The sequence below is a fragment of the Streptomyces sp. TRM70350 genome, assembly GCF_019219825.1.
GTDB lineage: Bacteria > Actinomycetota > Actinomycetes > Streptomycetales > Streptomycetaceae > Streptomyces.
The window spans coordinates 1-23,933 of record NZ_JAHUXH010000038.1 but is presented as its reverse complement, the minus strand read 5'-3'; the positions used below and the strand labels follow the sequence as shown (position 1 = coordinate 23,933).

Below are 23,933 nucleotides of genomic sequence, written 5' to 3'. Positions count from 1 at the left end.
GAGAGGGAGCGCAACGCCGGAAAAGATGCCGTGAACCGGGGCGAAACGGAACAGGGATCTGACATGAGTGACAGCGAGACCGTGCCCGCGGCCACCGGCCCCGAGGCGCCCGGCAGCGCTCCCGCCCTCCACAGGAGGCCCTGAAGATCGCCGCCGGGTACGCGTTCACCGGGCCCGCGCTGGATCTGGGCGCCCTGCTGTGGGACGGCCCGTGCCTGCCCGACGCCCAGGTCCCATCCCCCTGCCGACGCTCAACCGGCACGGCCTGGTCGCGGGCGTCGTCGAGCAGGTCATCGGCAGCGGCGTCTTCACGTCCCTGGCCCGTTCCATCGGCACCCGGATCGGGCGGGAGATCACCCGTTCGATCTTCGGCACGGCGCGGCGGAGGCGGTGGATCCGCCTCCGCCGACGGCTCAGCGGCTCGGTTTCTTGGGCGGCCGCTGCGGCTGCTTGGTGTCCTTGAGTTCCGTCTTCGGCGCGTTACGCATGGCCTCCGCGCGCACCAGGGCGCGCAGGACGGCGTAGGGATCCGAGGGCATGGTTGTGCCTCCTTGCGTCGTACCGACTGACCTGGGTCTGGGTGGGGGAAGGCAGGGTCTGTCAGCAGCGCAGGACCACCGAGCGCAGGGTCCGCAATGGGTACGGCGGCCCTGTCCGCGCCTGCGGCGAGTGGACCGGCGTGCTCCGCGCGAGGGGGGCGGGCGGCCGTACCGGGCGCTGCGGCACCACGGGCCGAAGCGTGCCCCGTCCCGGCGGCCGCAGAGCCGTGTCGAGCACATCGGCCTCGGCCACCTCGCCCACCACGGCGACGACGGGCACCGCCGCCTCCGCGTGGGCCATCGGCAGGAGCAGCGCGAGCAGCAGCGCGAGAACCCGTGGCCAGGTACGACGGCGCACGGCGCGGCGGGACTGCGGGGACGTGCTCACAGCAGGTCATCTCCCCGGCAGGCGTACGACGCCCGTCGCCCGGCGGGTGGAATCCGCCCACTCGGCGTAGCGGTGGGGGGCGGGGGTATGGCGGGGAGGCGCGGGGGCGTGCCTATGAGGCGTGGAGACGTTCGGGTGGGGCGGGGACACGGAGTGGGGAGACGCGGTGGCGCACTCGTGAGACGCGGAGACGTCCGGGTCCGGCGGGGACACGGAGCGAGGAGACGCGGTGGCGCACTCGTGAGACGCGGAGACGTCCGGGTCCGGCGGGGACACGGAGCGAGGAGACGCGGGGACGTGCCGGTGAGACGGGGGGACGTACCAGTGAGGCCCAGCCACATACCAGCGCGATGGGGGGACGTGCCGATGAGACGCGCGGACGTACCGATGACACCCGACCATGTACCGGCGCACGGGGACATACCAGTGAGACGCGGCCACATGCAGGTGAGGCCCGGCCACCTACCGGCGGGACCCCGCCGAGTGTCGGTGCGGCTCGGCCACCTATCCGCCCGCCCCGGCCACATATCCGCCCAGCCCGGCCACGTACCGGCGGGACCCGGCCGCCTGTCGGTGCGGCTCGGCCACATATCCGCCCGCCCCGGCCACGTACCGGCGGGACCCGGCCTCCTGTCGGTGCGGCTCGGCCACCTATCCGCCCGCCCCGGCCACATATCCGCCCAGCCCGGCCACGTACCGGCGGGACCCGGGCATATGTCAGGAAGGTCCGGTGGCGCACTGGGACTCACGGTCACGGCGATCACACCTCGCGTGGGACCTGGCGGGCGCGAGCCCGGATGCGGAGTGCCGTGGCGATCTCCACCACGCCCACCGCGACCAGCCAGCATCCACCGACCACCGTGAGGACGGCGACCGACTCGAACGGCGAGACGATCAGGACGACCCCGGCGAGGACGGTGACCACGCCGAGGAGGATCTGCCAGCCGCGGGCGGGCATCGCCGGGTCGGAGGCGGCGGCCAGCGTCTGGGTGATGCCGCGGAACAGCCAGCCGATCCCGATCCACAGCGCGAGCAGCAGCAGCGACTGCATGGCCCCGCGGAAGCAGAACAGCCCCAGCAGGATCGACACGGCGCCGCTGACGAACGCCAGCACGCGCAGGGAGGTCGTCTTGTGGGTGCCGAAGGCGGAGACGAGCTGGAGGACGCCGCTGAAGAGGAGGTAGAGGCCGAAGAGGACACCGACGACGAGCAGTGAGGCACCGGGCCAGACCAGGACCAGGACGCCCAGGATCAGGGACCCGACGCCGGTGACCAGGACCGCCTGCCAGGCCGCCCGGGACAGCAGGTGCAGCGGGCCCTCGAAGGGCGGTTCGGGACCCTCGTACGGCGGTCTCGGCGCGTGCGGGGCACGGGTGGCGTGTATGTGCCGGTCGTCGAACTCCGGTCCCCAGCGGGAGCCGCTCGGTGGCTCGGTCATGCTCCATGCTGGGAACGCGACCGGGCCTCCCGCACGCCGGAGCGGTCCAGTCGGCTGACGCCGGGCGCTACTTCTTCGCGGCCTTGGCGGCCTTCGCCGCCGCCTTCATCTCCTGCTTGTGCGCCCGCACCTTGGCCAGCGACTCGGGCCCGGTGATGTCGGCGACGGACCGGAAGGACCGGGGCGCGCCGTAGTCGCCCGCGGCCTCCCGCCACCCCTCGGGGGTCACGCCGAGCTGCTTGCCGAGCAGCGCGAGGAAGATCTGCGCCTTCTGCCTGCCGAACCCTGGCAGCTCCTGGAGCCGCTTCAGCAGCTCCCGCCCGTCGCCGACGCCCTCCCAGACGGCGCTCGCGTCACCGTCGTAGTGCTCGACGAGGTACTGGCACAGCTGCTGGATCCGCTGCGCCATCGACCCCGGGTAGCGGTGCACGGCCGGTTTGTCGGAGAGCAGCGCCGCGAACGCCTCCGGGTCGTACGCGGCGATCTCGTGCGCGTCCAGGTCGTCGGCGCCCATCCGTTTGGCGATGGTCGAGGGCCCCTTGAACGCCCACTCCATCGGGATCTGCTGGTCCAGCAGCATCCCGACCAGCGCGGCGAGCGGGGAGCGCCCGAGCAGCTCGTCGGCCTCGGGGTCCTGTGCGAGGTGCAGAGTGACGTCCATGGACCGATGATCCCGCGTCGGCCGTCAGGCCGCCTCCCAGTGCGGGGGCTGCGTGCCGGGCAGGGGGCATGGGGCGTAGGCCGCCGAGACCGGGGTCATGTGGCGGTGCCGGTCCGGGAAGGAGCGGCCCTCGTGGTCGAGCAGGCCGCGGTACCCGACCAGGGCGGACGCCGTCGGGGGGCAGTCACGTCCGGGTGGCGGGTGCCGCCCTGGAGGAGCAGGTCCATACACCTAAGGCCTGGGCGCGTGCTCCGTGGTGAGCCGGACGCCCGCCCGCAGCAGCGGATCGAGCCGGAGCGCTGGGCCCAGACGAGCGTGATGTCCACCAGCCGCTGCAGGTCCGTGGACGCCAGCCACGGGACGACGGCCTCGGGCTGACTGTCCCTCACCGCGCGGGCCAGCCCTTCCTCCGCCTCGTTCAGCGCGCCGTTGGTCGTCAAATAAGACGTGAAGCTACACTCGCGGCCGGCAAACAGGCGTTCCAACAGGCACAGCAGGGGCAAGGGAGGCCGCGGTGGCGGTGAATGCGAAGAAGATCGCCGTCTTTGTACTCGTGGTCTTCGCGCTGTACGTGATCATCACTGATCCGGCCAAGGCCGCCGACTACGTCCAGATAGGGTTCGAGGGCATATCGGACGCCGCCAAGGCCATCGGCGACTTCATGACCTGGGTCGCCAACGGAGGAAAGTCATGATCCGCCACCTGGTCCTCTTCAAGCTCAACGAGGGCGTCGAACGCGACGACCCCCGCGTGGCCGAGGGCGTGGAGATCTTCCGCGCCCTCGACGGGAAGATCCCGGAGCTCCGCTCCTGGGAACTGGGCTGGAACCTCAGCGACCGCCCCGTCGCGTACGACTTCGCCATCAACTCCTCGTTCGACGACCAGGCCGCCCTGCGCCGGTACGCGGAGCACCCGGAGCACCAGGCGGGCGTCACGCTGTGGCGGGAGTTCGCCACCTGGGTGATCGCCGACTACGAGTTCTAGGCCGTACGACCGCTGAGCCCTCCGCTGGAACAGCGGGGGGCTCTCGCGCGTCTTATGCCCCAACTTGCCCTCAACACGGCATTATGCGGTGCTTGCACACAGTGGACATGTCTTGTGATGCTATGACCGCTTTTGACGGATGAGTTGATGGATCACGAGGTGGAGTTGACCGTGCCGGCCAGTACTGCGCCTCAAGCCCCGCCCCAGGAGACACCCACCCCAGAAGCACCCGCACCCGCACCCGAACCCACATCCGCATCCACCCCAGCACCGGCACAGACCCAGACACAGGCACAGACCCAGACACAGGCACCCGCATCCACCCCCGCACCCGAACCCGCGCCACAGCGCAGCAGCCGGGGCGCCGACACCAGGGCGCTCACACAGGTGCTGTTCGCCCAGCTCAAAAAGCTGGAGCCGGGCACACCGGAGCACACCCGGGTGCGCGGGGCACTGATCGAGGCCAACCTTCCGCTGGTGCGCTACGCGGCCGCCCGGTTCCGCTCCCGCAACGAGCCCATGGAGGACGTCGTCCAGGTCGGCACCATCGGCCTCATCAACGCCATCGACCGCTTCGACCCGGACCGGGGCGTGCAGTTCCCGACATTCGCGATGCCGACGGTGGTCGGCGAGATCAAGCGGTACTTCCGGGACAACGTCCGCACGGTCCACGTACCCCGCCGACTGCACGAGCTGTGGGTGCAGGTGAACAGCGCCACCGAGGACCTGACCACCGCCTTCGGGCGCTCCCCGAGCACCGCCGAGATCGCCGAGCGGCTGCGCATCACCGAGGAGGAGGTGCTGTCCTGCATCGAGGCCGGGCGCTCCTACCACGCCACCTCACTGGAGGCGGCCCAGGAGGGTGACGGGCTGCCCGGACTGCTCGACCGGCTCGGCTACGAGGACCCGGCCCTGGACGGCGTCGAGCACCGCGACCTCGTACGGCATCTGCTCGTCCAGCTGCCCGAGCGCGAGCAGCGGATCCTGTTGCTGCGTTACTACAGCAATCTGACCCAGTCACAGATCAGCGCGGAACTCGGCGTCTCCCAGATGCACGTCTCCCGGCTACTCGCGCGTAGCTTTCAGCGCCTGCGTTCGGCGAACCGCATCGACACATAACCGGTGCACCCCGTACGGCGCAACCGCCGACGGGATCACCGACGCAACCGCGAATCGAACCGGCGCACAACCGAAAGCGCGATCGACGTATCACCGGCGAGAGCGAATCGCTCACCAGGCACTTTGCCGACGAACCGGCCCCGAAAAACCGTCAGACCCCCTTTTTCCAGGGCGTATTCGCATCTCGCATGTCGACATGTCACTACAGCGTGTTGCCGACATGTGACATTCTGCGGGAAGCGCGTTTGCCGGTGCCCCGGCGCCGGTATTCAGGTGAAGGCTGCGCTCCGCACGAGGAGCGTCCGCCGCGACCGTCCCGCGACCCAAAGGGGGTGGCATGTCCGCAGACCAGGGCAGCTCGAAGGTGCTCACGCTCACCAAGAGCGAGACAGCGCCCGAGGCGCTCGACGCGCACGACGCGCTCGACCCCATCGATGACGTCCCGGCCCTGGCGGCCGAGCCGGCCCCGGCCCCTCCGACCGCAGATCTCCCGGCCTTGCAGGCCTCGGCGGACATCGACACCCGCACCCTGTCCCGCTCCCTGTTCCTGCGGCTCGCCGCGCTCGACGAGGACAGCCCGGAGCGGGCGTACGTCCGGGACACCCTGATCGAGCTCAACCTCCCCCTCGTGCGCTACGCGGCGGCCCGCTTCCGCTCCCGCAACGAGCCGATGGAGGACATCGTCCAGGTCGGCACGATCGGCCTGATCAAGGCGATCGACCGGTTCGACTGCGAACGCGGCGTGGAGTTCCCGACGTTCGCGATGCCGACGGTCGTCGGCGAGATCAAGCGGTTCTTCCGCGACACGTCCTGGTCGGTGCGCGTCCCGCGCCGCCTCCAGGAGCTGCGCCTGGCCCTGACGAAGGCCAGCGACGAACTGTCCCAGAAGCTGGACCGCTCCCCGACGGTGACCGAACTCGCCACCGTGCTCGGCGTGTCCGAGGAGGACGTCGTCGACGGCCTCGCGGTCGGCAACGCCTACACGGCCTCCTCGCTGGACTCCCCGGCCCCCGAGGACGACGGCGGCGAGGGCTCCCTGGCCGACCGGCTCGGCTACGAGGACAGCGCGCTGGAGGGCGTGGAGTACCGCGAGTCCCTCAAGCCGCTGCTGGCCAAACTCCCGCCCCGCGAGCGGCGGATCATCATGCTGCGCTTCTTCGCCAACATGACCCAGTCGCAGATCGGCGAGGAGGTCGGCATCTCCCAGATGCACGTCTCCCGCCTGCTCACCCGCACGCTGGCCCAGCTGCGCGAGGGCCTCATCTCCGACTGACCCCTTCCTTCCTGACGGACCGTCAGCCACACTGGCGCGATGCTTCCCAGGAGTTGGACCCGTGGCCGCCGCCGCGCCGTGATCGGCGTGTCGGCGGCCGTGGTCTGCGCAGGTGCCGTGCTGGCCGGGTACGCAGGAGGCGGCGCCGACGACGGATACGTGGCCGTCGGCGCGGGCGGCGGCCCGTCCGGGCGTACGGCGGGGGCGCCGACGGAGGGTGTACGGCTGGTGCCGCTCGACGGACCCGAGACGCCGGGCCCGGACAACGCGCCGCGGGGCGCGCCGAGTTCAGCTCCGGCGAGCCGGGATCCGGAGCCCGTACCGGGCACGAACGGCGGCCCGGGCGCCACCACCACCGGCCCGGGCGCCACCACCGGCGGCCCGGGCGCCACCACCACCGGCCCGGGCGCCACCACCGGCGGCCCGGGCGCCACCACCGGCGGCCCGGGCGCCACGAGCGGCGCTCACCCCACCCCGGCTCCCGGCTCCGGCCCACCCTCGGCCGACGGGGAGAATCCCGGTCGCCCGGAGAAGCCTTCGCCGCCCCCGACGCCCTCCCCCACACCCACCGAGCCCGCCACACCTACCGAACCCGTCGGACCCGCCGAGCTGAGCGTGAGCCCGCCCGTGCGGGAGCCCACGGACAAGCGCTGGTGCGAGAAGGTGACCGTCGCGTTCCACAACACCGGCGGAACCGCGGTGCGCTCGGGCACGGTCACCTTCGGCACGCACATCATCGGCGCGCTCGGCATCGACTGGGGGACGATCGAGTCGGCCGAGGACCTCCCGGCGCCGATCGCGGCCGGGGCGCGGACGCAGAGGACCTGGACGGTGTGCGTCGAGTCCTGGCGGGTGCCGCTCGGCATGCGCATCGAGACGCGGGACGTCTCGGTCCACTGGGACTGACAGCCGGTCCGGTGAGACTGACAGCCGGTCCGGCGGGAGTGCGAGGCCCGTTACTTCAGCGCCAGCCAGGCGACCGCGGCGACGATGGCGACGGCCGCCACGATGCCGACGATCAGCCCGATCCGCGGCCCGGCCGGCGCGGCCGCCTGCTGGCGGCCCTGCGGGGCCTCGTCGACGAACGCGCGGAACATCTGGGTGTTGCCTGCGGGGTCGTGGTTGCCCTGGGGACCCTGGTTGTTAGCCATGCCCCGAGACCCTAGCGAAAACCCCGGGGGCTGCCCAAGCGGGGGTCGCACGCGCCAGACCTGCGCGTTTACGCTCGCAATACTTGCCTTTGCCAACTTTTTATGGCCGAACCCCCCATTTCGTTTGCCTGCGGCAACCAACATTTCCTATGGTTGCTCTAAGCAACTTAACTGGGAGGGGTCATGGCAGAGCGGGCGCAGTACGAGGAACTGGCGCGTCAGTTCAGCGCCTTCGGCGCCGTGAAGCGGGAGATGGGGCGGATCCTGCCGTCCGAGTGCCCCAGCGGCTCCGCCGCCGTCCTGACGCTCCTCGGCCGCCACGGCGACATGCGCATGAGCAGGCTCGCCGAGCTGCTCAGCGTGGACCTGTCGGTGACCAGCCGCCATGTCGCGCACGTCGCCGAGCGGGGCTGGATCGAACGCTCCCCCGACCCGGCGGACAAGCGCTCCCGCATCCTCCGCCTGACCCCCAGCGGCCGGGACCAGCTCGACGAGCTGTACCGGCGAACCACACACCTGCTCGCCCAGCGGCTGAGCGACTGGACCGACGACGAGGTCGGCCGGCTCATCGAGCTGATGACCCGGCTCCGGGCGAGCTTCGACGACTGCACCCGTACACCCGCAAACACGCAAGAGAAGTAAGAGAAAAGGAAGCCCATGGCAACATCCACACCAGCCGGTGTGCGGGCCCACGCCAGGCACTCAGGAGGCGCCCACGGCTCACCCGGCTCGGGCGCCCCGATGACGCACCGGCAGATCATGGAGTCGCTGACCGGGCTGCTGCTCGGCATGTTCGTGGCGATCCTGTCCTCGACGATCGTCTCCAACGCCCTGCCCGACATCATCAAGGACCTCGGCGGCGGGCAGAGCGCCTACACCTGGGTGGTGACCGCGTCGCTGCTGGCGATGACCGCGTCCACCCCGCTGTGGGGCAAGCTCGCGGACCTCTTCTCCAAGAAGCTGCTGATCCAGACAGCCCTGGTGATCTTCATGCTGGGCTCGGCGGCGGCCGGTCTGTCACAGAACCCGGCGACGCTGATCACCTTCCGCGCGGTGCAGGGCATCGGCATGGGCGGTCTGTCCTCGCTGGCCCAGATCATCCTCGCGGCGATGATCTCCCCCCGCGAGCGCGGCCGCTACAACGGCTACCTCGGCGCGACGTTCGCGACCGCGATGGTCGGCGGCCCGCTGATCGGCGGTGTCATCACCGACACCGACTGGCTCGGCTGGCGCTGGTGCTTCTACGTCGGCGTCCCCTTCGCCGTCATCGCCCTGATCGTGCTCCAGCACACCCTGCACCTGCCGGTCGTCAAGCGGCGGGTCAGGGTCGACTGGGCGGGCGCCTTCTTCATCACCGCCGCGGTCTGCCTGCTGCTGATCTGGGTGACCTTCGCCGGTGACAAGTACGACTGGGTGTCCTGGCAGACGTACGCCATGGTCGGCGGCACGGTCGCGCTGCTCGCGGTCTTCGTGCTGATCGAGACCAGGGCGAGCGAGCCGCTCATCCCGCTGCGGCTGTTCCGCAACCGCACCATCACGCTGGCCTCGCTCGCCTCGCTGTTCGTCGGCATCGCGATGTTCACCGGCACCATCTTCTTCAGCCAGTACTTCCAGCTGGCCCGGGACAAGTCGCCGACCATGTCCGGCGTTCTGACCATCCCGCTGATCGGCGGTCTGTTCCTCTCCTCCACCGTCTCCGGCCAGGTCATCACCCGCACCGGACGCTGGAAGGCGTGGCTGCTGGCCGGCGGGGTGCTGGTGACCGGCGGGCTCGGCCTGCTCGGCACCATCCGGTACGACACCGAGTACTGGCACGTGGCCGTCTACATGGCGCTGCTCGGCCTCGGCATCGGCATGATGATGCAGAACCTGGTGCTCGCCACGCAGAACCAGGTGGCCCCGAGCGAGCTGGGCGCCGCCAGCTCGGTGGTGAACTTCTTCCGCTCCCTCGGCGGCGCGGTCGGCGTCTCCGCGCTGGGCGCGGTGCTGGCCCACCGGATCACGCACTACGTCGAGGACGGCGCGTCCGCCCTCGACCCGAAGTCGGCCGCCGCGCTGGCCGCATCGAGCCCCTCCAGCGGCGGCATCCCGGACATGGACGCCCTGCCCGGCCCCATCCGCACCCTGATGGAGAGCTCCTACGGCCATGGCATCGCGGACGTCTTCCTCTACGCCGCGCCCATCGCGCTGCTCGCGCTGCTGTGCTCGCTGTTCATCAAGGAGGTCCCGCTGAGGACGAAGGGCGCGCTGGCGCAGGCGGCGGCCGAGGAGGCCCCGGCCCGGACCGCGGCGCCGACCGCGGCGCCGGTCCCGAGCTGGGCGGTCGTGGCGGACACCGAGGCCGGTCCCGACGGCACGCAGGGGCTCGCGGCCGCGGTCGCCGTGGCCACCGAGCAGCCCCCGGTCTCCGGCGGCGTTCCGGTGCGCGGCCATGTCCGCGGCGCCGAGCACGCGCCCGTCCCGCGGGCCGCCGTCACGCTGATCTCCCTCTCCGGCCGTCAGCTCGGCCGCTCGGTCGCGCAGGCCGACGGCTCCTACGCGGTGGACGCGCCGGGCACGGGCTCGTACGTCCTGATCGCCTCCGCCGACGGGTTCCAGCCGCAGGCGTCCACGATCGTGGTGAACGGTGGGCCGGTGTCGTACGACATCCTGCTGAGCGGCACCAGCGGGCTGACCGGTGTGGTGCGGGCCGCCGGGAGCGCGCTGCCGGTGAAGGACGCGATGGTGATCGTGACCGATGTGCGCGGCGACCTGCTGGGCAGCCGGACCACCGGGGAGCTGGGCGAGTTCGGCTTCGCCGAGCTGGTGCCCGGGCCGGTGACCGTCGCCGTCAACGCCGCCGGGTTCCGGCCGTGCGCGCTGCCCGTCGAGGTGGGCGGCACCGGCGTCACCCGGGTCGAGGTCGACCTGGACGCGGGGGCCCGGGTGCGGGGCGTCGTACGGGCGCCGCACGGGCCGCTGGCCGACGCGCGCGTGACGCTGGTCGACGCGGCGGGCAACGTCGTCGGCACCGCGACGACCGGGACGGACGGGGCGTACGCCTTCACCGACCTGGACGACGCCGAGTACACGGTGATCGCGACCGGTTACCCGCCGGTGGCGGCCGCGCTGACGGTCACCGGCGGCGGCGTCGACGGCCACGACATCGAACTCGCGCACCCCGGCGAGTAGTTCAAAAGAACCACCTCCGGCCCGTGGCGGGTGCCCCGTCACGGGCCGGTTCCGTACCCGGGACGGATGGGCCGTGTCGCACGCGGTTCGTCACCGACGGGGGCACCTCCCGCTCGGGCGAAGCCGAGAGTGGGGGAGGACCCCAGGGGCACGCAGGTGCTGCGGGCCGAGTCACAGCGAGCGGGCGGGAGCCGAGGTCGGCACGGTGACGCCGGCCCGGCAGGGCGGGGCGGAGCTGCCGCCGGGGCCGTGGACCATCGACCCGGCGCACTCCGGCGTGGGTGCCGTCGCCCTGCATCTGGGCATCTGCCGGTGGCGTGAGCGCCCGTCAGCCCGGGGGATGCGCGTCCACCAGGCGGCGGGCGAGGTCGCGCAGCTTGATGTTCTCGCGCTGGGAGGCCCGTACCAGGCTGTCGAAGGCCTCCGCCGCGTCCATGTTCATGCGCTCCATCACGATGCCGGTGGCCTGCCCGATCAGGTCACGGGTGCGCATGGCCTCGGTGAGCTGCTCGCGGACGGTCGCGGAGTCCAGGGCGATGCTGACGTGCGCGGTGAACAGGCGGCCGATCCTGGTGGCCACGTCGTCGAAGGCGTGCGGCTTGCGGGCGTAGGCGGTGAGCACGGTCAGGCTGCGCTTGTCGGCCCGCAGCCGCAGCGCCAGCGCCGAGCGCAGCCCGAGACCGGCCGGGCCGTCGCCACCCTCCTCGGCCTCGCTGTCGGCGAGCCGGACGACGGGGGCGCTCCACAGCCGGGTCCAGTACGGCGGTCGGGCCCCCTCGCTCCCGGGCCCCTCGGCGGTGCGGACCAGCTCGTCGCTCCAGGCCACGGTGCGCCGGTGGCCGGCCCGTTCGACCACGGAGATCGCGGCGTACTCGGCGCCCGGCAGCAGCCGCACCGCGAGCCGTACGGCGGTGTTCAGGGTGGTGTCCGGGGTGAGGGTCTCGTGCAGTTGCTGCGCCGCCACCGTCAGTGCTTCGGCCAGCTCGAAGCCAGCCGGAAAACGGGGCAAACCAGAAAACTCGGACGCAGTCACCACGAACCTCTTCAGCGAGCGCGGCCAACGGCCGTGCGCAGGAGAGCTCCGCAGCACATTCCCGACTGCGAGCACAGGACGGAGAGCACTTTATCTGCTCTGTTGCACTCGGGTGACGCCCGGCTGACGGTCTTTCCGGACACCTTTGAACCGGACGGCGGGCGTGATGGAATGGGCCGACGGGTCAGGAAGCGGCCACCTTCGGAATTCGGAACCGGACGATCGTCTGCCGTCTCCCACCGACGTCTGCCAGGTGAGTGCCGTGACCCACTTCCCGAACCCGTGCCGGGTGCGTGATCTGCCCGGCTGCACCCTGCTCGCCCTGCCCGCCGAGATCGACCTGGGCAACGGCGCCGCCCTGTACGCCGCCGTCGCCGCCACCGCCGACGCCCGCGCCGACGAGCTGCGCCTGCTGGTCCTGGACTTCACCGGGACCGAGTTCATGGACTCCCAGGGCGCCCGGCTGGTCGCGGACGTCCGCCACCATCTGCCGCCGCACGTCCGGCTCCGGGTGGTGGCGGCCCCGGACAGCGTACCGAACCGGGTCCTGGAGGTGACCGGCGTACGACGGGACGTACCGGTGTACGACGACGTGGCGGAAGCGCTGGCGGCGGGAACATACCCCTGACAGGGTCAGCCTCCGCGGGCGCCGCTCCCCCTAGGCTGCGGTCCATGGCACCGAACATCGCGACCAACACCCGCGTCTCGCTCGACGAACTCCTGGACTTCGTACGCCCCCGCCATCACGCCCTCCTGATCACCCGCCGCGCCGACGGCGGCCCGCAGGCCTCCCCGCTGACCTGCGGAGTCGACGACTCGGGCCGGATCGTGGTGTCCACCTACCCGGAGCGGGCCAAGACCCGCAACGCCAAGCGGGACCCCCGGGTCAGCGTCCTCGTCCTGAGCGACGACTGGAACGGTCCGTGGGTCCAGATCGACGGCACCGCCGAGGTCGTCGACACCCCCGACTCCGTGGAACCGCTCGTGGAGTACTACCGCAACATCGCCGGGGAGCACCCGGACTGGGCGGAGTACCGGGAGGCCATGCTGAAACAGGGCAAGTCGATCATCCGCGTCACACCGGAGCGGTGGGGGCCGGTGGCGACGGGGGGCTTTCCGGCGCGGCTGGTGCAGGGGGACTGAGCGCTCCGCGCCCGACCTGCTCAGTGCCCCGGCAGGGCCGGTTGGGGCACTGGTCAGCCCCGTTCGACCATGGCCTCGATGCCGGCCACCAGCAGGTCCAGGGCGAAGGTGAAGTCCCGGTCCATCATCTCGGCGACCGTGTCGCCGCCGCGGGCCGCCATGATGTCCCTGGACTCCTGGATGACCTCGGCGGTCTCCGGCCTCTCGCTCACCGAGCTCATGGCCTGCTGGAAGTAGTCGTCCGGGGTCATACCGGTCTCCGCGACGCGGGCGAAGAAGTGGCCCTCGATGGTGCCGTAGCCGTACACGAACTGGAAGACGGCCGAGATGGCGCCCGTCACGCGGTGCGCGGGCAGCCCGGTCCTGCGGATCACCCGCTGGACGACCCGGGAGAACGCGAGGGACTTCGGCCCGATGTTGAGGTACGTCCCCGCGAGCGGCGACAGCCAGGCGTGGCGCACCAGCAGCGCCCGGTACTCGGTGGCGAGCGCCCGCAGCTGGTCACGCCAGTCCTCGCCGGCGTCCGGGTCGGGCAGCCGCAGCTCGCCGAAGGCGGCGTCGAGGGCGAGTTCGAGGAGGTCGTCCTTGGTGTCGACGTACCAGTAGACGGACATCGCCGTGACGTTCAGCTCGGCGGCCAGCCGCCGCATCGAGAACTTCGCGAGCCCCTCGGCGTCCAGCAGCCGCACGGTCACCTCGGTGATCCGCTCCCGGTCCAGCCCCGACGGCTGCCCACCGCCCCGCCCACCCCGGCGCGCCTTGTCCTCCAGCCACACACTGGCCCGCGGACCCCGCCCAGCAGCCGCCTTCGCCATCGGCGCACCTTTCTCAACAGTGGGTTCCCTGGACACCAGGCTAGGCGGCAGCGCCCCGAAAGGGGCGCGGGGCATCTGTCCGCTCCGCCCGCTCGGCCCGCCTCAACAGCACCGCCGCCGGCAGGCCCCCCACCAGCACAGCCCCCGCCCTCACCAACCGACTGCTCTCCAGCCCGGACGAGAACGCCTCAGTAATATCCCGCCGCTCCCCCTCCGACCCCGCCGAAGCCAACGCCGCAGGCAACGAACTCGCCGCCACCGGAATGAGCGCAGCGAACCGCAAGTTGAGCACAGCCACCGGCACCGCGACCCCCAGCCCGTTGCCGAACTCCGCGAGCGTCCCGTTGATCCCCGCCCCCACCCCGGCCTTCGCGGGCGGAATCGCGCTCACGATGGCGTGCGCCATCGCGGGGCTGGCGATGGCACACCGCACCCCGATCAGCACCAGCCCGAGCAGCGTCCCGGCGTACCCCCCCCCAAGGCGGCGTGGCGATCGACACCAGCCCGCCCGGCATCAGCACCATCCCGAGCCCGATCGGCACCGGCGTACCGAGCTTCACCGTCCACTTCGCCGACACCGCGGAGAAGTTGAGCGCCACCACGACCAGGGCGAGCGGCGCCGTCCGCAGCCCGGCCTCCAGCGGCTCGTACCCGAGTACGAACTGCAGATGCTGCGTGAGCAGGAACAACGCCCGCCCATACCGAAGGTGATCAGCACCGCACCGGCCACCGCTCCCGTGAACCGCCGGTCCCGGAAGAAGTGCAGATCCAGCATCGGGTACGGAATCCTGCGCTCCCACCAGGCGAACTGCCCGAGCACGACCACCGCGACGCCCCGCTCACCAGCACCTGTTCGGACGTCCACCCGTGCTCCGGCCCGGAGGTGATCGCGAACACCAGCGAGCCCATGCCGATCGTGGAGAGCAGCGCACCGAGCAGGTCGGGCCGGTCGCCCCGCGGATTCTTCGACTCCGGCACCAGCGCGACCACCGCGACCACCGCGACCAGGCCGAGCGCCACGACCGGCAGGTTGATCAGGAAGATCGCGCCCCACCAGAAGTGGTCCAGCATGAACCCGCCGATCAGCGGCCCGGTCGCGAAGCCCAGCGCGTTGACGGCGCTCCGGATGCCGATCGCCCTGGGGTTCTCCTCGGGCGCGAGGATCTGCATCGCGACCGCGAGGGTGGTGGTCAGCAGCAGCGCACCGCCGACGCCCGTCCCGGCCCGGGCGGCGATCAACTGCCCGGTGGAGTCGGCGAGTCCGGCCACCTGCGAGCCGATGCCGAACAGCGCCAGACCGGCGATCAGCATCTTCTTGCGGCCGTAGCGGTCGGCGGCGCTGCCCGCGGTGAGCAGCAGGCCCGGCTGCACCAGGGAGTAGGCGTTGATCATCCACTGGATGTCGGAGGTGGCCGCGCCCGGCCCTGGGTGAGGGAGGGGATCGCCACGTTCAGGACGGCGTTGTCCAGCAGCGCGGTGAGCCTCGACATGCTGTACGCCGTATGGCAGTTCCCGTACGGCGTACAAGAGAAGGTCCCGCCGTACGGGCACCACATGGGCTCGTACGGCGGGAAGCGGGTGACCGGCGTCAGCTCGTCGGCTGCGTCAGGTCGTAGAACGTGGCCGAACCGACCGTGACCTCCTTGAAGTTCTCCTGGACCCACGAGGTGATCTGCGACGACGTGCCGTCGCCGGAACCGCCCATGCCGCCACCGCCGGCGATGAAGTAGTGGATCCTGCCGTCCGCCACGTACTGCTTGAACTGGGCGAGTGTCGGGGAGGGGTCCGTGCCGTTGAAGCCGCCGATCGCCATCACGGCCTCACCGGTGGCGAGTTGGTAACTCGCGGCGGTCTGGGCGCCGACGGCGGCGGCCGCCCAGGTGTAGTCCCCGGCGTTCTGCTCCAGCAGCTGCCTGGCCTCGTCGGTGACGTCGGCGCCGTTGAGGAGGCCGCCGATGCCGCCCGTGCGACCGCCGCCCTCGCCCATCCGGCCGCCGCCGGGGACGGTGTTGCCCTGCTGGTTCTGGCCGTTCTGACCCGGGCCCTGCTGGTTCTGGCCCTGCTGGTTCTGGCCCTGCTGGTTCTGGCCGGGGAAGCCGCCGGTGCCGCCGGTGCCGCCGGTCGGGGGCTGGCCCATGCCGCCGCCCTGGCCCTGCTGGTTCTGGCCGCCGCCCGGGAAGCCGCCCCCGCCGGGGCCGCCTCCCCGGCCGCCCGCGACGGCCGGACCCGCCGTCACGATCGAGCCGGTGTGGCCCTCGCCCAGCGTGGTGAGCGTGTACGCCGTGGGACCTGCCAGCCCGGTGAAGATGCCCAGCGCGACCACACCGAGGGCCAGTTGACGCCCCAGCCGGTTGGCGAAGACCAGGCCCAGCGCGGCGGCCAACCCACCCACCAGCACGACCCACTTCAGCCACGGGTAGGAGTCGGAGGAGCGGTTCAGCAGGACGTACCCCCAGGCAGCCGTGGCCGTCATCGCGGCGGCGAGCGTCAGTGAGGCCCGGGTACGGCCGCGCTCCTGCCACAGCAGGGCCGCGCCCATGCCGATCAGCGGGGCGATGTAGGGGGCCAGGGCGACGGTGTAGTACTCGTGGAAGATGCCCTGCATGAAGCTGAAGATCACCATGGTGATCAGCAGCGAGCCGCCCCAGAGGAGGAAGGTGGCGCGGGTGGTGTCCGTCCGCTGGAGCATGGGGGTGCCCCCGCTCGGGCGAAGCCGAGAGTGGGGGAGCGTCAGCACCAGGGCCGCCGCCAGCAGGATCAGCGCCGCCGGGATCAGCCACGAGATCTGGCCGCCGATGGCGGAGCTGAACATCCGGTCCCAGCCGGTCTCGCCCCAGCCGCCGCCCTGGCCGCCGCCGACGCTGCCGGTCTCCTCGCCGTTGATCCGGCCGAGGCCGTTGTAGCCGAAGGTCAGCTCCAGGAAGGAGTTGTTCTGCGAGCCGCCGACGTACGGGCGGGAGGACGCCGGCCACAGCTCGACGATCGCCACCCACCAGCCGCCCGCGACGACCATCGCCAGCCCGGCGAGCAGGACCTGCCCGATCCGCCGGCGTACGGTCGTCGGTGCGAGGACGACGTACACCAGGGCGAGCACCGGCAGGATCAGGAACGCCTGGAGCGTCTTGACCAGGAACGCGAACCCGATCGCCACGCCTGCCCACACCAGCCACTTGGTCTGCGCCTTCGCCAGCGCGCGCTGGGTGCAGTAGACGGCGGTGGCCATCAGCAGGGCGAGGGCCGCGTCGGGGTTGTTGAAGCGGAACATCAGCGCGGCGACCGGCGTCAGCGCGAAGACCGCCATGGTGAGCAGCCCGGCGCCGGCCGAGAACCGGCGGCGCACGGAGGCGTACAGCACACCCGCCGTCGCCACCGCCATCAGCACCTGCGGGAACAGGATCGCGAACGAGTTCAGCCCGAAGAGCCGTACGGACAGGGCCATCGGCCACAGGGAGGCCGGGGGCTTGTCGACGGTGATGGCGTTCGCCGCGTCCAGCGAGCCGAAGAAGAACGCCTTCCACGACTGACTGCCGGCCTGGACGGCCGCGGAGTAGAAGGAGTTGGCGTATCCGGAGGCGGTGAGGTTGTACGTGTACAGCGCGCCGATGACGAGGAGCGCGGCGAGGAAGGCCGGGCGGGCCCAGCGGGGGTCCTCGGGGCGGCCGCGCCAGAGCCGTCGTACGAAGGGCTGCGCGGGTTCGCCGGACGCGGGTGCCGTCGGCAGGTCGGCCGCCGGGGGCCGCAGGGTGGTCGTGGTCGTCATCGGGATTCCCTCTGCTCGGTGTCGTGCGGACGCATCGGCTGCAGTCGCAGGGTGGCGTCCCCGCAGGTGGTGCGCTCCGCGGCGGCACCGGCGCGGAACTGGTACGGGCTGTACGGCTCTGCGGCGTACGGCTCGGTGGTGTACGGATCTGCGGCGTACAGCTCTTTGGTGTACGTCGGTACGGGGGAGGGCTCCTGATCGCGCCGCTCCGAGAACACCCACGCCCGGAAGAGCAGGAACCGCAGCACCGTCGCCGCGAGGTTGGCGGCGATCAGGACGGCCAGCTCGGTGGAGTGGCCGGGGTCGGTCGTCGCGGTGTTCAGGGCGGCGAGCGAGCCGCTGGTGAGGACGAGGCCGACGCCGAAGACGACCAGGCCCTGCGCCTGGTGCTTGACGGCCCCGACGCGGCCGCGCACGCCGAAGGTGAGCCGGCGGTTGGCGGCCGTGTTGGCGAGCGCGGAGACGAGCAGGGCGAACGCGTTGGCGACCTGGGCACCGCCGAAGCCCCGGAAGACGGTGTAGAGCAGCAGGTAGAAGAGGGTGGACAGACCGCCGACGACACAGAAGCCGAGCAGCTGCCGGGCCAGCCCCTTGGGTACGTCGGTCAGCTCGCGGTCCCGCGGATCGTCACCGAACGGCCGGGCCAGCCGGTCCAGCGGCAGCGAACCGGTGGCCAGGGCCCTGCCCACCCGCCACACGCCCTTCAGGTCCTCGGTCGCCGTCCGGACGATGTGCACGGTGGAGTGGGGGTCGTCGACCCAGTCGACCGGCACCTCGTGGATCCGCAGTCCCGCCCGCTCGGCGAGCACCAGCATCTCGGTGTCGAAGAACCAGCCGGTGTCCTCGACGAGCGGCAGCAACACCTGGGCGACATCGCGCCGGATCGCCTTGAAGCCGCACTGGGCGTCGGAGAAGCGGGTCTGGAGCGAGCCGCGCAGGATGAGGTTGTAGGAGCGGGAGATGAACTCCCGCTTGGCGCCGCGGACGACGCGCGAGGTGTGGGCGAGCCGGGAGCCGATCGCCAGGTCGGAGTGGCCGGAGATCAACGGTGCGACGAGCGGGAGCAGCGCGTTGAGGTCGGTCGACAGGTCGACGTCCATATAGGCGAGGATCGGGGCGTCGGAGGCCGACCAGACGGTGCGCAGGGCGCGCCCGCGGCCCTTCCGCTCCAGCCGGAAGGCCCGTACCTCGGGGAGCTGCGCCTCCAGCCGCGCGGACACCCGCGGGGTGGTGTCGGTCGAGGCGTTGTCCGCGATGGTGATGCGGAACGAGTACGGGAAGGTCCGCGTCAGGTGCTCGTGGAGCCGGAGCACGCAGGGCTGGAGGTCCTTCTCCTCGTTGTAGACGGGGATCACTACGTCCAGGACAGGCGTACCGGTGTCTCCGGCCGGGAGGTGCTCCCGCGCCGGCAGGGTGCCGGGAGAAGAGTCGGTTCGCATGGCACCGACTCTTGTCAAGCGCCCTGTTGCACCCGTGTGTTGGCGCTGTGCTGTGCCTGTGAGTGCGCCTGCTGGCCCATTGCGGGAGCGGGCTGAACGGGCAGAGGGGGCTCAGCGAGCCGAGCGGGCTCAGCGAGCCGAGCGAGCCGAGCGGGCTGAGCGGGCTGAGCGGGCTGAGCGGGCTCAGCGAGCCGAGCGGGCTGAGCAGGTTGAGCGGGCAGAGCGGGCTGAGCGAACCGAGTGGGCTGCGGGGCGAGCGCGGGCAGACGCACCGAGAACACGGTCCGCCCGGGCACGCTGTCCACGGTCACCGCACCGCCGTGCGCGGCCGCGACGGCCTGCACGATGGCGAGCCCCAGGCCGGTGGAGCCGGTGGAGCCGGTCGAGCGGGACCGGGCAGAGTCGCCGCGCGCAAACCGTTCGAAAACGCGCGGGAGCAGCTCGGGCGGGATGCCCTGCCCGTCGTCCTGCACGTCCACGCACAGCCACGGCCCGCGCCTGTGCACCCGTGCGGTGACGGTCGTACCGGGGGGTGTGTGCGTACGGGCGTTGGCGAGCAGATTGACGAGGACCTGTTGGAGGCGTGCCGCGTCGGCGGACACCAGCGCCGGCTCGTCGGGCAGTTCCAGCCGCCAGTTGTGGTCTCTTCCGGCCGCTCGGGCGTCGCTGACGGTGTCCACGACGAGCGGTACGAGATCGGTCTGCTCGAACTGGAGCGGGCGGCCCGCGTCGAGGCGGGCGAGCAGCAGGAGGTCCTCGACGAGCAGGGTCATCCGGCCCGCCTCGGACTCGATCCGGCCCAGGGCGTGCCGGGTGTCCGGCCCGACCTGTTCTCCGCCCCGTCTGGTCAGCTCGGCGTATCCGCGGATGGAGGCGAGGGGCGTACGCAGCTCATGGCTGGCGTCCGCGACGAACTGCCGTACCCGCGTCTCGTTCTGCTGGCGGGCGTGCAGCGCGCCGTGCACATGGTCGAGCATGCGGTTGAACGCGGCGCCGACCTGGCCGACCTCGGTCCGCGGGTCGGTCTCGGACTCCGGGACGCGCTCGCTGAGGTTGACCTCGCCGGTGTGCAGGGGGAGTTCGGAGACGCGGGTGGCGGTGGCGGCGACCTTACGCAGGGGGCGCAGGGCCACACCGACGATGGCGGCACCGGCGAGGGAGGCCGCGATCAGGCCTGCGGCGGTGACGCTGACCTCGACGATGATCAGGGTGCTGATCGTGTTGGTGACGGTGTCGGTCGGCAGCGCGACCAGGGCGTTGCCCTTGTCCCCGGTCATGTACCGGACGCGGTATTCGCCCAGGCCGGGGATGTCGACGGTGTGGATACCGCTCGTGGGCACGTCGGCGAGCGCGGCCGTCTGTGCCGCGGTGAGCTCGACGGCCTTCATCCGCTCGAAGCCACCGCTCGTGGAGGACTCCTCCACGGCGACGACCGCCTTGGTGATCGTGCCGTCGCCGCCCACGACGGCGGCGACGGTGTCGGCCTGCGTCGGGCCCTTGGTGACAAAGTTGTCCAGCCGCTGGTCGGCTGTCTCGGTGACCGTGCCGTCGGCCGTCTTGGGCTCCGTCCCGTCGGCCGTTTCGGTCGCCGTGCCGGTCGCCGTGCGGGTCACCGTGCCGTCGGCCGTTTCGGTCGCCGTGCCGGTCGCCGTCTCGCCCGTAGTGCCGGGCGCCGTCCCGTCAGCCGTCTCGCCCGTAGTGCCGGGCGCCGTCCCGTCGGCCGTTTCGGCCACCGTGCCGGTCGCCGTGCGGGTCACTGTCCCGGTCGCCGTGCCGTCCGCCGTTTCGGTCGCCGTCTCGCCTGCCGTGCCGGTCGCCGTCCCCTCCGCCGTCCCGGTCGCCGTTGATCCGCCCTGCGGGTCACGCGGCAGCCGGTCGCCGCCGTCCGGCTGCACCAGCCCGGCCGGTGGACCGACCGCGCGCCGGGCGGCGTCGGTGACCTGCCCGTCCAGCTGCTCGTACAGATGCGAGCGCAGCGCCAGCGTCGTCACCGTGCCGATCACGGCGCAGACCACCGCGATGAGCGTCACCGCCGAGACGACGAGCCGCGTCCGCAGGGTGCGCGGCTGTCCCCCTCGCCGCCGCTGCCTGCGCGGCTGTCGTCGCCGGGTCACGATGCGGCGGGCTTGATCAGGTAACCGGCCCCACGCCGGGTGTGGATCATCGGCTCACGCCCGGCGTCGATCTTCCGCCGCAGGTACGAGATGTACAGCTCGACCACGTTGGCCTGCCCGCCGAAGTCGTACGACCACACGCGGTCGAGGATCTGCGCCTTGCTGAGCACGCGCCGCGGATTGCGCATCAGGAAGCGCAGCAGCTCGAATTCGGTGGCGGTGAGGTGGATGCTCTCCCCGGCCCGCGTCACCTCATGACTGTCCTCGTCGAGGGTGAGGTCGCCGACGACGAGCACGGAGTCGGACCGCCGGTCGGCGGCACCGGATCGCCGGATGAGCCCGCGCAGCCGGGCGACGACCTCTTCGAGGGAGAACGGCTTGGTGACGTAGTCGTCCCCACCGGCGGTGAGTCCGGCGATACGGTCCTCGACGGCGTCCTTGGCGGTCAGGAACAGCACCGGCACGTCCGGCAGCTCCCGCCGCAGCCGGCCGAGCACGGTCAGCCCGTCCATGTCCGGCAGCATCATGTCGAGCACGACGGCGTCGGGCCGGAACTCCCGCGCGCTCTGGACGGCACCCTGGCCGTCCCCCGCGCTGCGTATCTGCCAGCCCTCGTAACGCAGAGCCATGGACAGCAGCTCGGTGATCGACAGCTCGTCGTCCACCACCAGCACCCGGACGGGGCTCCCGTCCGGCCTCAGCAGTTCGGTGCGCCCCTGGGGCGAGGTCGTGGTCATGGTGGACACCTTGTCGCCAGCCTCTAAGAGGCCCCTTTCGACAGCCTGTGATTTGCCTGAGAAATTCACAGGGGGCTGACAGGGGACGCCTGGGTGGGGCTCACGGGGGTGAGGGCCCGCACGGGGGCCGCGGGGCCCCACAACCGGGGGCCGGGGACCCCGCACGGGGCGTGCCCCAGGGCGGGCACCCCCCGCGCCGCGGGGGCCAGAGACCCCACACCGGGGTTCAGGAACCGCACCGCGGGGGCTGGGAACCCCGCACCGGAGGCCGGGAACCGCACCGCGAGAGGCCGGGAAACCCCACACGGGCCCCTCTCGGAATCTCCCCGCAGAGGGGCGCGCCCTGGGACGACCCCCCTCACTGAGTCCGGGGCCCCTCGCAGGGCAGCCGGGAGACCCCTCACCGAGGGCCCCCGGGGAAGATCCCTCACAAGGGACCCGGGAGACCCTCCCCCACAAGTGACCCGGGGGCCCGCCACAAGGAGCGCCCAGGAGACCACTGCCCCAAGGGGCCCGGGACCACCACAAGGCACCCGGCGGACGCCAGGGGCCTGGCCCCCCTCACGACGGCATCAGAACAACCCATCCTGCGAGGCCCCCGCCTCCCGGAACTCCCGCACGGGAAAGGAAAGCCCACCTCCATGGCTCCCGTGCGTGGGCACCAGCTCCCACCCCCTCATGAGCCGCGTATCCAGCACCACGACGCGTCCGCCGACGTCGAGATGCAGATCGGGCCCGGCGGCAGCGAGCAGCGCCCCGCTCACCACCCCACCGGCGACGAGCTCACTCACCTCCCCAACGGCATCCGGCACGCCCTCCAGCCCGAACACCCGCACGTGATCCACCGCCCGGAACGGCTTGCGCGCCAGCGACTCCGGCCACCCGGCGAGGGCGGTGGCGCGCCCATGCAGCTCCGCGATCTCAGCCGCCCGCTCGGCCTCCGTCCCGGGCAACCCGGCCCGCACGGCCCGCTTGGCGGCGTACGGAATCCGATCCGGCACCCGCAGGGCGGCCCGCAACATCTCCTCTGCCCGCCGCGCGGCCATCAAGGGCCCGACCCCCAGCCAGCTGAAACAGACGGCCCCCTGCTCCCGCAGCCGAGCCTCCCCCCGCTCGACGGCGGTGATCCCGACCTTCACCATGCCGGGCCCGAACCACGCCAGATACACGTGGTAGGCCCGCGGATCGTCCGGCACGGCATCGGCGGCCACGGAATGCGCCCGATCCAGCCGAGCACACTCCTCACACCGCGCCCCGATACTCCGCCCCGCCACGACGGCCCCCACGGGACACACATGGCCCCGAGCCCCCACACACGCCCGCACCCCTCCCTCCGTGACACCGAAGCTGACCCACTTCCCCCGCTCCAGCCCACTGCGCCGTCCCCCACTCCACACGAGCACGGGACCACCGCCCGCCCACCGCAGCCCCGAGCACTTCCACACCTGTGCCATCGACTCCGAGCGTAGGCGGCACCACTGACCAAGACCCCGACTGGGCTCTGGACTTCGTCGAAGAGGTCCAGGACGCCGAGGAGGAGACGGAGCCTGCGCTGGCCGAAGCACGCCACTTCACCACGTACAAGACCTGGGACATGCTCCGCTTCCTGCTGGCGCGTGCCGAGTTCCCCGTGGACGTGATTCACGGTGAGGAGCGGTTCGCCGAGGATGAGGATTGGGGGTACGGGCCTCCGAGGTACGTGCGACCTGAGCGGGTCCAGCTCGCGGCGGAAGCTCTGCGGGCTACCAGCTATGGCCAGCTCATCAGTGGCGTGGATCCTGCTGAACTGACCAGCGCCGAGGTGTATCCCCTCGGATGGAGTGAGCCTGGTGCGCTGGAGGGGGGGCGTCCCTGGTACGACGGGCTTACGCAGTTCTTCGAGGCTGCTGCCAGGGCGGACGACGGGATACTCGTCTGGCTGGACTGACGGGCCACGACAGTGCTGAGACCTCAGCTTGGGAAGCTTGGGTACTGTAGAGGTGATTCCGGCTCTGACCTGCGACGGAGTAGCCCGGGCGTCTGGCTGGCCCGTTACCCAATATCCCGATGTTCCCCGTGGTTCCCCGCTAGATCTCGCACGCGTCCGGCACGGACCTCTTCGTCCGGCACGCTGCGGCACAGCTCTGACCCTCCCTCGTGCTGCATGCTGGCCTCCTGGTCCGTAGCTC

At 71.7% G+C, this 23,933-nt stretch carries 22 protein-coding genes and 2 pseudogenes; 11 read left to right on the top strand and 13 right to left on the bottom strand.

Going from position 1 to position 23,933, the window contains the following annotated elements:
* Positions 1–63: 63 nt before the first annotated feature.
* Positions 64–322 (top strand): annotated as a pseudogene (locus KWI83_RS39375) (ATP-binding protein); the annotation flags it as partial.
* A 91-nt stretch (positions 323–413) separates the two neighbouring features.
* On the opposite strand, the gene KWI83_RS39370 reads toward KWI83_RS39375, so the two are convergent.
* From KWI83_RS39370 to KWI83_RS33665, 4 genes are all read right to left on the bottom strand, one after another.
* Positions 414–539 carry a hypothetical protein gene (locus KWI83_RS39370; RefSeq protein ID WP_256363176.1) on the bottom strand — a complete coding sequence of 42 codons (126 nt, stop codon included), beginning with the start codon at positions 537–539 and terminating at the stop codon, positions 414–416.
* A gap of 61 nt (positions 540–600) precedes the next feature.
* Complete coding sequence (locus KWI83_RS33675) at positions 601–927, bottom strand: hypothetical protein (RefSeq protein ID WP_308122334.1); 327 nt, start codon at positions 925–927, stop codon at positions 601–603.
* A 760-nt stretch (positions 928–1,687) separates the two neighbouring features.
* On the bottom strand, positions 1,688–2,365 hold the full coding sequence (locus tag KWI83_RS33670) for an HdeD family acid-resistance protein (RefSeq protein ID WP_218518184.1): 678 nt from the start codon (positions 2,363–2,365) through the stop codon (positions 1,688–1,690).
* Between the two features lie 67 nt (positions 2,366–2,432).
* Entirely contained in the window at positions 2,433–3,026 is a 594-nt protein-coding gene (locus KWI83_RS33665; protein ID WP_218518183.1) for an HhH-GPD-type base excision DNA repair protein, read from the bottom strand.
* 514 nt (positions 3,027–3,540) lie between these two features.
* Between KWI83_RS33665 and KWI83_RS33660 the strand changes: the two genes are divergently transcribed.
* The 5 genes from KWI83_RS33660 (at position 3,541) to KWI83_RS33640 (ending at position 7,308) form a co-directional block, all read left to right on the top strand.
* Complete coding sequence (locus KWI83_RS33660; protein ID WP_218518182.1) at positions 3,541–3,720, top strand: hypothetical protein; 180 nt, start codon at positions 3,541–3,543, stop codon at positions 3,718–3,720.
* A complete protein-coding gene (locus tag KWI83_RS33655; protein ID WP_218518181.1) occupies positions 3,717–4,010 on the top strand; it encodes a Dabb family protein in 294 nt (97 codons plus the stop codon). Before KWI83_RS33660 ends, KWI83_RS33655 begins: the two co-directional genes overlap by 4 nt.
* A 147-nt stretch (positions 4,011–4,157) precedes the next feature.
* On the top strand, positions 4,158–5,129 hold the full coding sequence (locus KWI83_RS33650) for an RNA polymerase sigma factor SigF (protein ID WP_218518180.1): 972 nt from the start codon (positions 4,158–4,160) through the stop codon (positions 5,127–5,129).
* Between the two features lie 337 nt (positions 5,130–5,466).
* The gene (locus KWI83_RS33645; RefSeq protein ID WP_218518179.1) at positions 5,467–6,402 is read left to right on the top strand and encodes an RNA polymerase sigma factor SigF; all 936 of its coding nucleotides are present in this window, start codon (positions 5,467–5,469) and stop codon (positions 6,400–6,402) included.
* A gap of 39 nt (positions 6,403–6,441) precedes the next feature.
* Complete coding sequence (locus tag KWI83_RS33640; protein WP_218518178.1) at positions 6,442–7,308, top strand: hypothetical protein; 867 nt, start codon at positions 6,442–6,444, stop codon at positions 7,306–7,308.
* Between the two features lie 50 nt (positions 7,309–7,358).
* Here the strand turns inward: KWI83_RS33640 and KWI83_RS33635 are convergent, their stop codons facing one another.
* Positions 7,359–7,553 (bottom strand): hypothetical protein, encoded by a 195-nt coding sequence (locus KWI83_RS33635; protein WP_218518177.1) that lies wholly within the window; start codon positions 7,551–7,553, stop codon positions 7,359–7,361.
* Between the two features lie 183 nt (positions 7,554–7,736).
* Between KWI83_RS33635 and KWI83_RS33630 the strand changes: the two genes are divergently transcribed.
* Positions 7,737–8,195, top strand: coding sequence for a MarR family winged helix-turn-helix transcriptional regulator (locus KWI83_RS33630; protein WP_218518176.1), 459 nt, complete (start codon positions 7,737–7,739; stop codon positions 8,193–8,195).
* A gap of 15 nt (positions 8,196–8,210) precedes the next feature.
* On the top strand, positions 8,211–10,724 hold the full coding sequence (locus tag KWI83_RS33625; RefSeq protein ID WP_218518175.1) for an MFS transporter: 2,514 nt from the start codon (positions 8,211–8,213) through the stop codon (positions 10,722–10,724).
* A gap of 328 nt (positions 10,725–11,052) precedes the next feature.
* Here the strand turns inward: KWI83_RS33625 and KWI83_RS33620 are convergent, their stop codons facing one another.
* Positions 11,053–11,733 (bottom strand): GAF and ANTAR domain-containing protein, encoded by a 681-nt coding sequence (locus KWI83_RS33620; protein WP_218518174.1) that lies wholly within the window; start codon positions 11,731–11,733, stop codon positions 11,053–11,055.
* A 286-nt stretch (positions 11,734–12,019) separates the two neighbouring features.
* Here KWI83_RS33620 and KWI83_RS33615 point away from each other — a divergent pair, with 286 nt between their 5' ends.
* Positions 12,020–12,385, top strand: a complete 366-nt coding sequence (locus KWI83_RS33615; RefSeq protein ID WP_308122333.1) for an STAS domain-containing protein — start codon at positions 12,020–12,022, stop codon at positions 12,383–12,385.
* 44 nt (positions 12,386–12,429) lie between these two features.
* Entirely contained in the window at positions 12,430–12,900 is a 471-nt protein-coding gene (locus KWI83_RS33610) for a PPOX class F420-dependent oxidoreductase (protein WP_218518172.1), read from the top strand.
* Between the two features lie 53 nt (positions 12,901–12,953).
* On the opposite strand, the gene KWI83_RS33605 is transcribed toward KWI83_RS33610, so the two are convergent.
* From KWI83_RS33605 to KWI83_RS33570, 7 genes and pseudogenes are all read right to left on the bottom strand, one after another.
* A complete protein-coding gene (locus KWI83_RS33605; RefSeq protein ID WP_218518171.1) occupies positions 12,954–13,715 on the bottom strand; it encodes a TetR/AcrR family transcriptional regulator in 762 nt (253 codons plus the stop codon).
* Between the two features lie 40 nt (positions 13,716–13,755).
* Positions 13,756–15,205: pseudogene (locus KWI83_RS33600) on the bottom strand (MFS transporter); the annotation flags it as partial.
* 98 nt (positions 15,206–15,303) lie between these two features.
* A complete protein-coding gene (locus KWI83_RS33595) occupies positions 15,304–17,475 on the bottom strand; it encodes a glycosyltransferase family 39 protein (protein WP_218518170.1) in 2,172 nt (723 codons plus the stop codon).
* Positions 17,472–18,914, bottom strand: coding sequence for a bifunctional glycosyltransferase family 2/GtrA family protein (locus KWI83_RS33590; protein WP_218518169.1), 1,443 nt, complete (start codon positions 18,912–18,914; stop codon positions 17,472–17,474). The genes KWI83_RS33595 and KWI83_RS33590 overlap by 4 nt, the downstream gene beginning before the upstream one ends.
* Before the next feature lie 14 nt (positions 18,915–18,928).
* Entirely contained in the window at positions 18,929–20,971 is a 2,043-nt protein-coding gene (locus tag KWI83_RS33585) for a HAMP domain-containing sensor histidine kinase (RefSeq protein ID WP_256363183.1), read from the bottom strand.
* 53 nt (positions 20,972–21,024) lie between these two features.
* Positions 21,025–21,765 carry a response regulator transcription factor gene (locus KWI83_RS33575; protein WP_256363175.1) on the bottom strand — a complete coding sequence of 247 codons (741 nt, stop codon included), beginning with the start codon at positions 21,763–21,765 and terminating at the stop codon, positions 21,025–21,027.
* Between the two features lie 572 nt (positions 21,766–22,337).
* Positions 22,338–23,219, bottom strand: coding sequence for a DUF2797 domain-containing protein (locus tag KWI83_RS33570; RefSeq protein ID WP_218518168.1), 882 nt, complete (start codon positions 23,217–23,219; stop codon positions 22,338–22,340).
* Between KWI83_RS33570 and KWI83_RS33565 the strand changes: the two genes are divergently transcribed.
* Positions 23,213–23,692, top strand: coding sequence for a YfbM family protein (locus tag KWI83_RS33565; protein WP_218518167.1), 480 nt, complete (start codon positions 23,213–23,215; stop codon positions 23,690–23,692). The genes KWI83_RS33570 and KWI83_RS33565 overlap by 7 nt on opposite strands.
* The last annotated feature ends 241 nt before the right edge of the window (positions 23,693–23,933 follow it).